General features: G+C 67.6%; 15 protein-coding genes. 8 read left to right on the top strand and 7 right to left on the bottom strand.

The features are described from left to right. Positions 1–4: 4 nt before the first annotated feature. From QUE47_RS16185 to QUE47_RS17035, 5 genes are all read right to left on the bottom strand, one after another. A complete protein-coding gene (locus tag QUE47_RS16185; RefSeq protein WP_286219574.1) occupies positions 5–1,516 on the bottom strand; it encodes an SCO6880 family protein in 1,512 nt (503 codons plus the stop codon). 54 nt (positions 1,517–1,570) lie between these two features. After that, positions 1,571–2,719: a TrbL/VirB6 family protein gene (locus tag QUE47_RS16180; RefSeq protein WP_286219573.1), complete on the bottom strand. Its 1,149-nt coding sequence runs from the start codon at positions 2,717–2,719 to the stop codon at positions 1,571–1,573. Positions 2,720–3,101: 382 nt separating this feature from the next. Then, entirely contained in the window at positions 3,102–3,926 is an 825-nt protein-coding gene (locus QUE47_RS16175; protein WP_286219572.1) for a DUF8175 domain-containg protein, read from the bottom strand. Between the two features lie 41 nt (positions 3,927–3,967). Further along, the gene (locus QUE47_RS16170; protein ID WP_286219571.1) at positions 3,968–4,258 is read right to left on the bottom strand and encodes a hypothetical protein; all 291 of its coding nucleotides are present in this window, start codon (positions 4,256–4,258) and stop codon (positions 3,968–3,970) included. 52 nt (positions 4,259–4,310) lie between these two features. Then, on the bottom strand, positions 4,311–4,769 hold the full coding sequence (locus tag QUE47_RS17035) for a DUF6668 family protein (protein ID WP_350227763.1): 459 nt from the start codon (positions 4,767–4,769) through the stop codon (positions 4,311–4,313). Positions 4,770–5,031: 262 nt separating this feature from the next. On the opposite strand from QUE47_RS17035, the gene QUE47_RS16165 reads away from it, so the two are divergent. The 8 genes from QUE47_RS16165 (at position 5,032) to QUE47_RS16130 (ending at position 11,645) form a co-directional block, all read left to right on the top strand. Continuing rightward, the gene (locus QUE47_RS16165; RefSeq protein WP_286219570.1) at positions 5,032–5,298 is read left to right on the top strand and encodes a helix-turn-helix domain-containing protein; all 267 of its coding nucleotides are present in this window, start codon (positions 5,032–5,034) and stop codon (positions 5,296–5,298) included. Positions 5,299–5,480: 182 nt separating this feature from the next. Further along, entirely contained in the window at positions 5,481–5,870 is a 390-nt protein-coding gene (locus QUE47_RS16160; protein ID WP_286219569.1) for a hypothetical protein, read from the top strand. A gap of 42 nt (positions 5,871–5,912) precedes the next feature. Beyond that, positions 5,913–6,923, top strand: coding sequence for a M23 family metallopeptidase (locus tag QUE47_RS16155; RefSeq protein WP_286219568.1), 1,011 nt, complete (start codon positions 5,913–5,915; stop codon positions 6,921–6,923). A gap of 14 nt (positions 6,924–6,937) precedes the next feature. Then, complete coding sequence (locus QUE47_RS16150) at positions 6,938–8,329, top strand: AAA family ATPase (RefSeq protein WP_286219612.1); 1,392 nt, start codon at positions 6,938–6,940, stop codon at positions 8,327–8,329. An 88-nt stretch (positions 8,330–8,417) separates the two neighbouring features. Continuing rightward, complete coding sequence (locus QUE47_RS16145) at positions 8,418–8,666, top strand: hypothetical protein (RefSeq protein ID WP_286219611.1); 249 nt, start codon at positions 8,418–8,420, stop codon at positions 8,664–8,666. A gap of 1,379 nt (positions 8,667–10,045) precedes the next feature. Beyond that, positions 10,046–11,098: a ParA family protein gene (locus tag QUE47_RS16140; protein ID WP_286219610.1), complete on the top strand. Its 1,053-nt coding sequence runs from the start codon at positions 10,046–10,048 to the stop codon at positions 11,096–11,098. Continuing rightward, positions 11,095–11,484, top strand: a complete 390-nt coding sequence (locus QUE47_RS16135) for a ParB family protein (RefSeq protein WP_286219603.1) — start codon at positions 11,095–11,097, stop codon at positions 11,482–11,484. Before QUE47_RS16140 ends, QUE47_RS16135 begins: the two co-directional genes overlap by 4 nt. Positions 11,485–11,501: 17 nt before the next feature. After that, positions 11,502–11,645, top strand: coding sequence for a hypothetical protein (locus QUE47_RS16130; RefSeq protein ID WP_286219602.1), 144 nt, complete (start codon positions 11,502–11,504; stop codon positions 11,643–11,645). A 97-nt stretch (positions 11,646–11,742) separates the two neighbouring features. Here the strand turns inward: QUE47_RS16130 and QUE47_RS16125 are convergent, their stop codons facing one another. Next, on the bottom strand, positions 11,743–12,381 hold the full coding sequence (locus tag QUE47_RS16125; RefSeq protein ID WP_286219601.1) for a DUF8548 family protein: 639 nt from the start codon (positions 12,379–12,381) through the stop codon (positions 11,743–11,745). A 344-nt stretch (positions 12,382–12,725) separates the two neighbouring features. Continuing rightward, positions 12,726–12,851 carry a hypothetical protein gene (locus QUE47_RS16120; RefSeq protein ID WP_286219600.1) on the bottom strand — a complete coding sequence of 42 codons (126 nt, stop codon included), beginning with the start codon at positions 12,849–12,851 and terminating at the stop codon, positions 12,726–12,728. Between the last annotated feature and the right edge of the window lie 72 nt (positions 12,852–12,923).

The following is a 12,923-nucleotide window of genomic DNA, read 5'->3' as shown; positions in this document are numbered from 1 at the left end:
CGGCTCACAGCTTGTCCCGCAGTTCGGCAGGCACCGACACGTGCTTGGACAGGATCAGACCCAGCGGGAGCGCCGCAGCGAACGCCGAGTCCTGCGACCCGTAAACCGGCCGCAGCTTCAACCGGGCGGTAGCGGACAGGTTGTCGACCGCAGCCCTCGCGTCCGCCTCCTTGCTCGGATCCGTGACGGTTGCGGTCACCAGGAGACCGAAGTTCACGAGCCCCGCGCCAGAGGCTTCCTCGCTTGCCGTCGCGGCGGCCGCCCGCACTCCTAGAGAGTCACGCGCTGCCGGCTTACGCGACGCGGAGGCCCGGAACTCCGCCGAGCGAAGGTCCGCCTCGACCAGCGCTGCTGCGCGCGCCGAGTCGATCGGCCTATAGAGCAGAGTGACCCGCTTCCGTGCGATTTCTCGATGCGGCGCGAGAAGACGGGCAAGGACTCCCGACTGGACGTTGCCACGCGGCGCACCGGTCATGGACCAGGTGACCGAGCGCGCCGAGTCATGGCGGTAGGACTCCCAGGTCGCCTCGGCAGCGGACGGTCCGACGTCCGGCCAGAGCATCTCCGGCAGCTCACCTTGGGCGTGGGCTTCGTCGATGAGGGCCGCAGCGGCAGGGTCGTACGCGATGCGAACGGTTTCACACAGTTCCTGTGCGCTCATCGGGTGTGCGGCCCCTGCGCCGGTCGCTTGAAGGCTTCCGGTCAGCCCGGGGATCCGTGAAGCGAGCTCGCGGGCCATATCTTCGGGCTTGCGCGGCTTCGCACCTGCACGGGCGGCGGCGGCGAACGTCAGCGAGACGAACGCCTTCACCGTCGAGGACCCTGCCGGGTAGCGGGCGACAACCTCATCGAGCACGGCTCGGGAGAACTCAGGCGCCCCCTCATCGGTGTTCAACGACACCTCGCGACGCAGTCGGGAGCCCGAGTCCGGAGCGGTCTCGATGGTGACCGCCGCAGCCTCGATCCCGGGCTCGTCGGAGAGATTCGCGAGCCAATGCCCCCATTCGGCGACCCAGCCGTCGAGCTGCTCCTGGTCGACGAGCGCTGCCCCGTCCGGGTCTGTGCCGATCACCACGGAGTAGCTGCGCGTCGCAGGGGTGTAGAGAAGCGCGAACGGTCGGCCGTAGGAGTCTCGGTGTTCGCTGAGACGAGTCCCAGCCGCGATGCCCGGGAGTTGGTAGGTTCCCCATTCCGTGCGGCCGATCGGCCCCGATCGGTACAGGTGGGTTCCGCGAGAGCGGGCCGAGAGCCACGCCAGACGAGACGAGGCCCGCGTGAGGACGTTGCGACCGTGCGAGTCCTTTGTCACGAGCAGCAACAGCAAAGCCCCGAAGCCCGCGGCCGTGGCGAGCGCAGCAAGCAGGGTCGACGCCATGAGCACGACCAGGACAACGAAGAGCCCGATGAACATCAGCCCCGTGCCGGCGGTGCCCAGGCCGAGCAGCCCTGGCGACGTCGGGCGCCGCCAGTTTCCATATGTTCGCGGTGCCTCGGACATTCGGCTATCGACTGCCATCGGGACCACCACCCTCCCCTGTCGATTCCTCAGCGATCTTCTTGGCTGTACCGCTCACGGCCTGCCCTGCGCCCTTCGCAACTCCGATCGCCGCTCCGGCGGCTGCACCGACCGGACCGCCAGCGGCCCCGGCTGCTGCGCCTCCTGCTGCTGCGCCTCCGCCTGCTGCTGCGCCTCCGCCTGCTGCTGCGCCTCCGGCCGCTGCGCCTCCGCCTGCTGCTGCGTCTCCGGCGGGCGCGACACCTGCTGGCGCTCTACCGCCCGCGGCTCCGCCGGACGGGCCTCCGCTGGACGGCGCGCCACCGCCCGCGCCACCGCCCGCGCCACCGCCCGCGGCTCCGCCGGACGGGCCTCCGCTGGACGGCGCGCTACCGCGAGCAGCTCCACCGCCGGACGAGCCTCCGGCAGTCGGCTGTGCGGATCCGCCGCCAGGGCTGGCAGAGGCAGCACTTGATCCCGTCCCGGATGCGGCCTTCCCGATGGCCGCTGCGCCTGAGGGAGAGCGGCAGCCGCTCCCAGGGCGAGAGCTCCACCAGCGCCACCAGAGGCCATTGAACTAACGGCGGGCGTGACGAAACGCATCAGGGCCGGGAGCGCGAACAGGGCGAGGATCATGAGCGTCAGGCCGGTGAGGACGGACAGCAGTCCCGAGCCGTCGTCAGTGAACACCGACGTGCTCGACAACTTGAACGCGGTCGCGTAGACAATCGCAGCGGCCGGCTTGTAGAGAATGAAGGCGACTAGCCATCCGATGCTCTTCTTGAACCACATCTTCCCGGCCTCAGTGTTGGTAGCTGAGGCTGTAAGCGGGAGGATCCCGACCAGGATCACGAGCATCCCGCCACGGGCGACCATCAGCACGATCTGCAACACCGTCGCGAAGATCGCGACGATCCCGAGAATGATGATGAGTAGCGGGCCGAGACCTGCGGTGATCGGGTTGGTAGTCAGGGCCAGCAGCCCCAGCACGTTCTCCGAGAAGCAGGCGGCGGTGCCGATGCTGCAATCCAGCGAGGCGTTGAGAATCCACACGGAGAACGAGTCGGCCGCGGTGACCAGGAGGCCGACGACGGTCACGCCGGCGCCGGCGACAACGATCAGGGTCAGCAGGCTCTTGACCGTGTCCCTGCCTGGGTCCGCGCGCTGCTCCCACGCCATGCGGATGCCACCGATGATGATCGAAACCACAGCGCCGGCGGCCATGTACCACCACAGGGAGGATTGAAGGAAGCCGACCGTGCCGGCCGCGCCCCGGGGCTCGCCGGGAGCAGGACCGAGACAATCCCCGCAGAACCTCCGATGAGGATCGCTCCACCGAGCACGAAGCCGATACGACCCACGGCACTAACTCCTTCACCACGGCGAAGGCTGACCGCGATCAAAGCGCCGAGGATGACGAGCGCGATCGCCGCCATTGAGAAGCCGATCCACGACACGTATCCCAAGATCGTCGTGATGTTGCCAGAGTCAGGCGCGCGACTCCCCGGGGCGACGGTCGATTCCCCGCCCGAGCCTGTGAGGTTGGGGGTGCCGATCTTCACCCAGACGGTTCCGAGAGCGGTCACCGTCTTTCCGAACGCCTCGATCACCGAGTTGGCGAGGTTGTCGAACGGGTTCGAGACGGTGTTGATCGCACCTGCAACGTTCGCCACGCCGCAGACCGGTAGGAACCGATCAAACCCTTCACACGCCGCCATCGCTCATGCCCCCAGCTGACGTATCCCGCAAGGTCCGGGATCATCGCGGCGTCGAGTGGGGCGTCCGGGTCGTCAACAACCAACTTCCAGTCGCCGCTCTCCCAGACCAGGTCGTAGACGATCGACATCGTGAAGCTCTGGCCCTCGACCGCCCCTTGCGTGGCGAGGTCCACCAGAGCGGTGTCCCCGTCGTAGGACAGGACGCGGAACCCAACGAGATTGACCCGCGAGCCGGAAGTTGAGGTCTCTCCGCTGTTCTCAGCAAGGAGCTCATCCTTGGCCGAGCCTCTTGCTAGGAAATACGTCCCCCATGCTTCAACGCTGTCTGGGTCCGCCGACTGAGCCAGTGCATTCGCGGCAGCGAACAGGGCGCCCTCTGGGGAGCGTTGAAAGCAGAACCGCACGTCGTTGGCCGTGAAAGTGTCAGCGGGACCGTAGATCGGAGACGTCGGGTATGCGGTCGTTCCCTGGTAGGACCAGTCGGCTTCGGGGCCGGCAGAGACGGTCCCTTCCATGACGTCCCCCTCGAGGCCACAGACGCTTTCACTATTGGTGTCGGGTGCTGGTTCGAACGGGTTCGCGCTGGGGGTCTGGCTCGGCTCTGCGGTCGACGGCTCGTCATCGTCGCCGGCCGTGACGGCCAGCACCGCGCCGAGGATCACTATTGCGACCACAGTGCCGCCGGCCACGACGAAGCCGGGCCGGGTCCACATGCTTCGCTCGTCTTCGTCTTCGGACATTGTGGTTATCCCTCTCAGCTTCCGGCGACGACGCCGATCCAGGCGGCCCCTGCTCCGATGACGATCGCGCCGGCCATCGGCCACAGAACCTTCGGCAGTGCGTCATGCCCCTCGCCGCGGCGGAAGCTGACGGCGATGGCGATACCGCCGACGATGATCGCGCCGGCGACGACGACGTAGCCGATCCACTTGAGCCAGCTGACGATGGTCGTCACGCCCTCGGTGCCCGGGGGCTGGGCCGGGCCCGGGTCGGGGACGAGCGCGATGACGTCGGCCGCAGCCGCTAGGGATTCGTAGAGCGCCATTGGAGTGCCTTTCAGTGAGTGGTGCCGGCGGCACCGGGTTAGAGGATGCCGTTCAGGTCATCGACGAGGCGGCGAATCTCACGCGGAGAGTCTTCGAGCAGGGATGGGGCGCCCATGCGCCACGACTCCATCCAGGGAACGTTCCAGGTACGCGGGACTCCCCAGCGATCACCTGTGCCTGGTGTCGCAGCGCGCGCGGCAGACGACCCGGCGCATCGGCGACGATCGCGAGCCCGAGCAGCTCCACGTTGCTCACGAGCCCCGCTGCCCACTGCGTCGCCGCTGCTTGAGCCGCGCGAAGACCCCGGGCGTTCGAACGTGCGACGAGGATGACCTTCGACGGGGACGCGGAGTTGCAGACAGGCCATGCATGGCCGGCGGCGGACCACTCCGGGTCCAGCTCTGCCAGGCTCGACTCCCCCGCGCCTCCGTGTGCTCCGAGGCACCAGAGGGCCGCAGTTGAAGGCTGCGAACGGATCGGGAGTTGGTCGACGCGATCAGGCGCGGGCACCCCTGCTGTGGTGTCAACGGTCCGGTCGCGGCAAGTGGAAGCGGGCGCGCTGGCGCGGTCTCGACGGTCTCGGCGGAGTCCGGACGGGACACCCACGGGTTGATTCCAGCGTTCACGGCACCGATCCCCCTAGATACTGGTGTGCGCAATCGTTCCTGGTCTCAGTGTAGCGGTTGCGACCTATAGAGACAAACGGAGGGCAAAATCAGATGACTGAATACGTGCTAGACACACACCGTGTGATTTGGTCTACTCTAGTCACATGCGCATCGACTCGTGGAGGCTCCGCATGAGCGGGGGCCTCGATGCCCTCTTTGAGGGCCGCAAGGAGTTGCTGACGGCACCAGAAGTCGCGCAGCTGCTAGGGCTCACGAAGCAAGGCATCTACAACTGGCTCCGCGATGGAGTCATCCCCGGCTACAAGATCGGCGCCACCTGGTTCATCGTTCGAGACGAACTGAAGGCGACCCTCCAAGCCGGCGCGAACTCTCCCAAGAAGCACGAGAACGAGGACAACGAAGGGAGCTGAACCGCGTGCGACGCATTCCGGCGATGCTCACGCTGTGCGCCACAGCGGCCTGCCTCGGCGCCTGCTCCACCGCGGCGACCGAGCCTCCTGCGGACGCTCCCCCGACGCCGGTTGCCACGGTCGACCCATCTGCCTCGGGTCCCTCGATCGAGCCAGACCTCGACTCGTTGATACCCGCACCTTTGGGCGCCATCGATGAGGACACCGGCGAGACGATCGCTCCGCGCGTCGTCCCGACCTGGGATGAGGAGTCCCGGGCCGGCGCCCTCGACGCGGCGACGAAGACGCTCGACGACTTCGCGCGTCCAGATCTGGACTTCGACGCCTGGTGGAACGAGCTTGAGCCGCACCTAGAGCCTCAGGCCGCGGTGGACTATGCATACGTCGATCCCGCCAACGTCCCCGTGCGCGATGTTCAAGGCCCCGCACGTCTGGTCGACGACACGAGCGCCTACGTTGCCGTCGTCGAGGTCCCAACTGACGCCGGCGACTACGCCGTCACGCTGGTGCGTGTCGATGGCGAGTCCCCGTGGCTCGCCTCCCGCATCGTTCCAGTCGAGGACGGTCGCTGAACCATGCCCTCGAAGTCAACGTCGGGTGCAGTGGTCGCTGTGGTGACCGTGCCGGTCCTCGCCTTCGGCGCGATGTTCGGTCTGCTCCTGATGGATGGCAGCGAGGACCCCTGCAACCCTGGCGTGCTGCCGGGAACGGCTCTAGGTGTCTCCGGTGAGACGCTGCCGACCGTCGACGGCTACTCGGCCGAGCAGCTCGCCAACGCCGCACAGATCCTCGAGGCCGGCAAAGCACTCGGGCTCGGCGCACGCGATCAGACAATCGGGGTGATGACGGCCCTCGGCGAATCGGGCCTCGTCGTCGTCGACCACGGGGACCTCGCCGGTCCCGACTCACGAGGACTGTTCCAGCAGCGCGACAACGGTGCCTGGGGGTCATACGCCGACCGAATGGATCCCTTCACCAGCGCTACGAACTTCTTCACCGCGATGAGCAGGGTCGATGGCCGCCAGTCTCTCGAGCCAACCATCGTGGCCCACCGCACTCAGGCCAACGCAGACCCGTTCCACTACGCGCGCTTCTGGGACCCGGCGATAGCGATCGTCGAAGCGCTGAGCGGCAGCGACACCGGACTCGTCGCAGGCACCGGAGACCAGGTCTGTTCCGGCGGCGCGACCGTCCCAGGCACGGTCAGCCCGACCGGCTGGGCCCAGCCGGGTGACGGACCGATCACGAGCAGGTTCGGGATGCGGCTTCACCCCATCCGTCATGAATGGCGTCTACACAACGGCACCGACTTCGCGGCCGGCGGGTGCGGCGGGCCGATCTGGGCCGCGCAGGACGGCGTGGTGACCTTCACCGGCGCCGATCAGAGCGGGAACGGGACGATCACCGTCGACCACGGCGGAGGTGTGCTCACGAGCTACCTGCACATGTACCCCTCGGGGATCCTCGTGCGTGCCGGCGACCACGTCACCGCCGGCCAACAGATCGCCCGCACCGGTTCGAGCGGCCAGTCCACGGACTGCCACCTGCACTTCAAAGTCGAAATCAATGGAACCCCGACCGACCCAGAGCCCTTCATGGCCGAAGTCGGCATCTCCCTCACATAGAACTGGAGTCCAGGATGAGCACCGACACCGTTCCCGACTGGCCGCGCATCGAGGCCATCACCCGCCACGACGGTTCCGGGGAGGTCACCATCAACGGGACCTCCCACCCCATCGAGACCCAGAGCCTCGCTGACGCGCGCGAGGCTATTCGCACGATGGTCGCCGGGACCGCAGGCAAGCTCTCCCGTCCCGTGCGGATGAGCACCAGCGGCCCGGACGGGTCCTGGCCTCTGGTCGTGCACCCGGACGGAACCGTCGAGGCCGACGAGAGCGCGCCGGTCGTCAAGGAGAGCCGGGCCAGGAAGCCAGCCCGCCAAGCGCCCTCGGACGCGGCAGCGACCCCTCCCCTGCCCGAGCCGGAGCCCGAGCCGGAGCCGGAGCCGGAGCCCGAGCCGGCTCCCGCTGACAGTGAAGTCGAGGCGGATTCGCCGCGCGAGTGGCTCCACGCTGGTCCCGCGCAGGGCGCGGAGACCCCGACGACGAGACGTGAGCTGCGGCGGTCGTTCCTGACGGAAGAAAAGTTCGAGGAACCTGCGGCGAGGGGCTGGCGGGGGTGGCTCGCCGGCGTCGGGATCCGCCTCAGCCCCAGCGAGGACGAACGGCGCGAGCGCAACGACGTCCAGGCGGTCTCCCAGCACTGGCCGGGTCCACGGACCATCGCCGTCGTCAACGGCAAGGGCGGGGCCGGCAAGACTCCTTCGACCGTTCTGCTCGCGGCGGTCTTCGCGCGCTACGGGGGCGCCGGAGTCCTGACGTGGGACAACAACCAGACACGGGGAACCCTTGGGTGGCGCACCGAGCAGGGGCCGCACGAAGCGACCCTCCTCGACCTGCTCCCCCAGGTCGACCGACTCCTGAGCACCAGCGCGCAGTCCGCGGATCTCGCTCACTACGTGCACCACCAGACGCGGGATCGGTTCGACGTGCTCCGATCCAAGCCGATGGCACTGGCTCAGGAGCAGCGGGTCGAGCCGAGCGACGTCGATGCGATCCACGCGGTCGCGGCGAAGTATTACCGGATGATCTTCATCGACAGCGGCAACGACGAGTCCGACCCGATGTGGCTGCGCATGATCGACCAGACCGATCAGCTCGTCGTCGCGACCACCACGCGCGACGACCACGCCGAGGCCGGCGCTTTGCTGCTCGAGGCGCTCGGCGAGCGTGACGAGCGCTCCGCGGCCCTCGCGGCAGGTGCGATCGCGGTCGTGACGCAGGCGGACCCGAAGGCCAGCGAGGCCGATGTGCGGCGTGTGGCGGACGGTTACCGCCCGCTCGCCCGTGAGGCCGTCACGATTCCGTTCGACCCGGCGATGGTCGACGGGGTTCTGCGCTACGGGTCCCTGCGGTCGACGACGCAGCGAGCGTGGCTCGCTGCTGGGGCTGCGGTCGCTCGGGGCCTGTGAGCCGCGGCGAGTGATGGACGGCACACTCCGGGCGCGACACGCCGTGGCGAATACGAAATCTGACTTAGTTCCCTGCTTAGGTGGACGTATGGCAGGTCCAGGGCGCCCGGGGCGCAAGAGCAAGGGTGATCGCGATCAGTTCATCACTCGCACGGCGCGGCCGGTCGGGGATGTCCTTCGGGAGCGGGCAGAGGCAGCAGGCCTCACCTACTCCGACTACATCGCCAACGTGCTTGCTGCGCACGTAGGCCTCCCAGAGCTAGCACCGAGCGCTGACGCGCCCGGCCAGGGCCAGTTCAACATGACCGAGGAGGTCGTCTACCAGCAGAGCGCCTAGAGACAAAGAGAAGGGCCCGAACCAGAAGGTTCGGGCCCTGCGCCAAAGTTCTTGACCCTCTCAGCTTGGCGGCCGAGGTCGAGAGCTCCGACTAACGCACCTTCGTGCGTCCTACGTTATGGGGCCCATCATAAGCACCGCCCTGGCTGTCGCACACCCTTTTGCTGCCGACACGCCCTACGATCACGCGCCCGTTGCGGACATTTCTGGACAAACGTCCAAGCCTGGCCGGCGTCAGTCCGTCGCTCACGAATGCTCGTGGGCCGACGTCGCCCGGGTGGTCCCGGCCGACTCGACGCCGGCGGAATCGCTCTTCGACGTCGTCGCAGCTCTGTCGGCTTCGACGCACGTCGGCATCCGCCGGCTACGCGCCGACGGTTTCGCGCGACTTCGCAGCATCGCCATCCAGCTCGCCCGGTCGGCCGACTGGCAGGTCCAGAGCGAGCGCAAGCAGATGCTCGCCGGCGTCGTGCACGCGAGGCTCGCTGAGCGCTGTGGATGCTCCGTCCGGACCGTCAGCCGGTACATCGCGCTCCTTCACGCTGCCGGCCTGCTCGCGACCGTCATCAAGGGGACCACGGGGGCGTTCTTCCCGGCCGCGCTCGGCAGGGAGAACACGACCCCCGTCTACGTGATGCTCGTTCCCCTGGACGTCCTTGCCGACACGCCTCAGGGAAGGAAGGTCCAGGGCTCGGGATCTGGGTCCGTCATAGGTTCTGTTGATAGAGATGGCGACCCGTCGTGGTCACCTAAGAAAGAAACTCACCCCCGCACGCGCGCGAGACGCGCGAACCGCAAACTGCGCCGCTTCGCGGCCAGGACTCTCTCGACGCCGCTCCGCGGCGTGGCGGCAATCGGCCTGCACTCCCCCGGCACGATCAGCGGTGGCCAGGTCATGCAACGACAAGCAGCAGGGATGAACGCTATCTGGCGGCTTCCGAGCTACGTCACCGCATCCCGGTCCTACGGAGGATCTCGAACGAGCACGTCAGATCGTGCCTGCGCCTGTTCTTCCTCGCGGGATGGACGGTCAACGACGTCCAACACGCGATCGACACCTTCCCCAACGGCACCTTGCAACCGCATTCAGGTGCCGAAGGCGTGGGGAACGTCGGCGCCTGGTTCGCGTACCGGTTGACGTTCTGGCGTGATGCCGCGGGAACCGTCATGCGTTCCAGGAGTCAGAGACAGCTTGCGCGTCGCGCCGAGGCACGGGCCCGAGCCCGCAAGCAGGCTGAGGACCGCGCCGCGGTGCTGGCGGTGCGAGGTTCTGCTTCGCACTCCCCCGCCGTCAACCAGGCTCTCGCTGACGTGCGTGCGGCGATCGCGCAGGCCAAGGACCGCCGGCGGATGGTTCCACTGCACGAGGTGGATCGCCCATGAGCCAGGCAGTCTCTAGTATTTCTAGCAACGCTGGATATGCTAGAAATACTAGAGATTCTAGATACAGTATGGATGCTAGAGTTACTATGAACGCAAGAAACACTAGAGTTTCTAGAAGGGGAGCGACCATGCCCGGAACCGTCGACAGAACAGGCCTCGACCGCGTCATCGCGGTCATCAACGGCAAGGGTGGCGTAGGGAAGACCACCATCGCCGCGAACGTCGCCGGCCTGCTCGCCAAGAGTGGGTATCGGGTCCTCGCCGTCGACATGGACCCGCAGGGCAACCTCGGTCTCGACCTCGGATACAGCGGGGGAGAGCGGGACGATGACGGCCAATCCCTCGCCACAGCGCTCACCTTCCGAGGCGGGAACGTTGAAGTCGCTCGCGGTATTCGAGAGAACCTCGACGTGATGGTCGGAGGCTCCGAGCTGCACCACGCACAGGCCGCGCTCGCTGCCAACAACCGCAAGCGCGACGACCCGCGCGAGGCCCTGGCTAGCCTGCTCGCGCCGATCGCGGCCGACTACGACCTCATCCTGATCGACTGCCCGCCCGGAGGCGACGCCTTGCAGCAGGCCGCGATCACCGCGGCCCGGTGGGCCATCGTCCCGGCCAAGGTCGACGCCGGCTCCGAGCGCGGTCTTCGCGAGGTAGCAGACCGGCTCGAAGCCGTTCTCGACCTCAACCCCGACCTGGACCTGCTGGGTGTCGCTCTCTTCGCCGTGGACACGAGTGCCACCCGGGTTCAGCACGAGGCCCGGAACATGATCGCGGAGAGCGTCGGCGATCCCGACGTGCTGTTCCGCGCCACGATCCGCCACTCGAGCGCCGTCGCGCAGGCCGTGCGAACTCGAGGACTGCTCGTCCACGAGCTCGAGGACGAGGTCCGCGCCGCTCCGCCGTGGTGGAAGATCCGCAGGGGAGAGGCCACCGATGGTGCCGGAGGGCCGAGGACAGCGACGTCAGTCGCAGACGACTTCCACGCCCTGACGATGGAGATTGTCGAGAGGCTCTCTGCCGGAGAGCAGGAAGAGGTGTCCGCATGAGCGAGACGAGCGAGCGTGGCGCGCTGAAGCTGCCCGCGCGGACCGCGCGGTCCGCTTCGAGTTTGCAGCGCAAGAACCGCGAAGCTAGCGCCCCTCGGACGGCGCCGGCGACACCGGCTCAGCGAGAGACTGCGCCGCAAGCGGCGAGCCCTGCATCTCGCGGCCGCGGGGTGCAGGTCAGCGGCGTCATCGACCCTGACGTGCGCGCCCAGGCGCGTGCGGCCTTTCGGCTGTTGATGGTCAACGAGGGGACTCCTACGTTCTCGAAGTTCCTCGAGAACGCCCTCGCCCGCGAGATTGAGCGTGCCCAGCGTGACTACAACGGCGGTGAGCCGTTCGAGCCGATCACCGAGAACCTGCGCGGCGGCCGGCCGCTCGGTTCATGACGACGAACGAGGAACCCATGATCGACCTGTACGCAGCCACCGGAACCTACATCGTCCTGCCCACGCCACTCGAAACGGCACTCGAAGACCAGCTATCCGCCGCCAGCCGGCGCAACTACGACGCGATCGACCTGACCTACGGGGCCGATCAGGTCATCTGATCTACGCGAGGTCGCGGCGGCCGGGGCTGGGTGGGAACGCAGGAACCGCCCGAGAAGCAGGGGCGCCCAGCCTTGACTCCCCGGAGTGCGGGCCCTCTTACTTGTCGAAGGCGGGCTGCCCGTACCGCCACAGTGCAGCGTCGAGATCTGCCGGCGCCCAGCCCCGCTGCTTGGCGGCAGCCCGGATGACGGCGGCGAGGTGGTCGTACCCGGTGTTCTCGATCCCGGCGGCCGCGGCGACCGCACGGAGTCGGGAGTCGATGGCGACTCCTTCGGGTAGGCCGGCGAGCCGGTCGAAGTAGTCGACGGTCTTGGGTCCGACGTCGCGGACCTTGCGGATGTCGCGGCGCAGCGGGGTGCGGGTGTCCGGGTCGGCGAGTTGGGTGCGAAGCTCGGCGACGGTGTCGATGTTGTGGTCGGCCATGACTTGGGCGAGGGCGGGGATCTTCGCTGTCCGGCGCGGGGAGTCCAGGTTCTTGAGGGCGGCGGCGACGTCATCGGTCGCGAGCCTCGCTTGGAGTCCTTCGGTGGTTGCGGCGTCCGGCCAGTCGTTGCGCAGGGCGACGACTCTCGGCTTCACCCATGACCTGTAGAGCCGCAGCGGCTGGATCGCAGCGTCGGCGAGGACGGCACCCATGTGGTTCCACGCCGGCGCCCCGGATGACGTCTCGACAGCGATCCGCTGCTCGTCGATGAAGGTGAGCAGCTTGGCGGCGTCGTCCGTGGCGGTCGTCATGGGCCTGATCGTGCCAGCGTCGGCGGGCTAGAGCGCTCCTGGAGGGGTGGTTTCACCCGGCGCCATGCGGGTGATGGCGTTTGCTTGCTGTCGGCTGCGCCGGGGCGGGGAGGCCCCGCGCCCTTGGGACCGCTGCGCGGTCCTGCTGCTGGGGCGCAGTAGCTCGCCAGTTCACGACGGCGCCAGGTGGTCGGAAGCGGTTCGCGTAGGACTGTGTACGCGCGCGTACGCGGGCGAAAAAGTGCTATCTTCGACTTATCAAGTTGTTGTTAACGCAACTTGACGAGCTTGAACGAGACGAGGGGCCGGTTCCAGCCAGCCCCCGCCTCAAGGTTCACGAGGGGCTAGAGCAAGCCGATCTCGTGGAGCACTTCGAGTCCCTTCCAGAGAACCGGCGCCAGAATCCCGCAGGATATGACCCACGCGGGGGCGCTGGTTTTTCTGTGTCTAGGGTTGTCGTCGTCGCTCATCGAATCACCTCCTCTCACTACTCCCGAGCTGGGAGCTTGAGTCCCTCCTGCGGTGGTCCAGCCCGGGGAGAA

It is taken from the genome of Paraoerskovia sediminicola (genome assembly GCF_030296575.1).
In the GTDB taxonomy this organism is placed as follows: domain Bacteria; phylum Actinomycetota; class Actinomycetes; order Actinomycetales; family Cellulomonadaceae; genus Paraoerskovia; species Paraoerskovia sediminicola.
Note: the sequence above shows the minus strand (reverse complement) of the source record. Positions and strands in the feature narration are given on the sequence as shown.

Excerpts from the sequence above, each read along its gene's own strand:
- QUE47_RS16135 (WP_286219603.1), top strand. The coding sequence starts at position 11,095 with ATGAGCGAGACGAGCGAGCGTGGCGCGCTGAAGCTGCCCGCGCGGACC.
- QUE47_RS16165 (WP_286219570.1), top strand. The coding sequence starts at position 5,032 with ATGCGCATCGACTCGTGGAGGCTCCGCATGAGCGGGGGCCTCGATGCC.
- QUE47_RS16175 (WP_286219572.1), bottom strand. The coding sequence starts at position 3,926 with ATGTGGACCCGGCCCGGCTTCGTCGTGGCCGGCGGCACTGTGGTCGCA.
- QUE47_RS16150 (WP_286219612.1), top strand. The coding sequence starts at position 6,938 with ATGAGCACCGACACCGTTCCCGACTGGCCGCGCATCGAGGCCATCACC.
- QUE47_RS16185 (WP_286219574.1), bottom strand. The coding sequence starts at position 1,516 with ATGGCAGTCGATAGCCGAATGTCCGAGGCACCGCGAACATATGGAAAC.
- QUE47_RS16125 (WP_286219601.1), bottom strand. The coding sequence starts at position 12,381 with ATGACGACCGCCACGGACGACGCCGCCAAGCTGCTCACCTTCATCGAC.
- QUE47_RS16170 (WP_286219571.1), bottom strand. The coding sequence starts at position 4,258 with ATGGCGCTCTACGAATCCCTAGCGGCTGCGGCCGACGTCATCGCGCTC.
- QUE47_RS16180 (WP_286219573.1), bottom strand. The coding sequence starts at position 2,719 with ATGGCCGCCGGCGCTGTGGTTTCGATCATCATCGGTGGCATCCGCATG.
- QUE47_RS16120 (WP_286219600.1), bottom strand. The coding sequence starts at position 12,851 with ATGAGCGACGACGACAACCCTAGACACAGAAAAACCAGCGCCCCCGCG.
- QUE47_RS16145 (WP_286219611.1), top strand. The coding sequence starts at position 8,418 with ATGGCAGGTCCAGGGCGCCCGGGGCGCAAGAGCAAGGGTGATCGCGAT.
- QUE47_RS16130 (WP_286219602.1), top strand. The coding sequence starts at position 11,502 with ATGATCGACCTGTACGCAGCCACCGGAACCTACATCGTCCTGCCCACG.
- QUE47_RS16140 (WP_286219610.1), top strand. The coding sequence starts at position 10,046 with ATGAGCCAGGCAGTCTCTAGTATTTCTAGCAACGCTGGATATGCTAGA.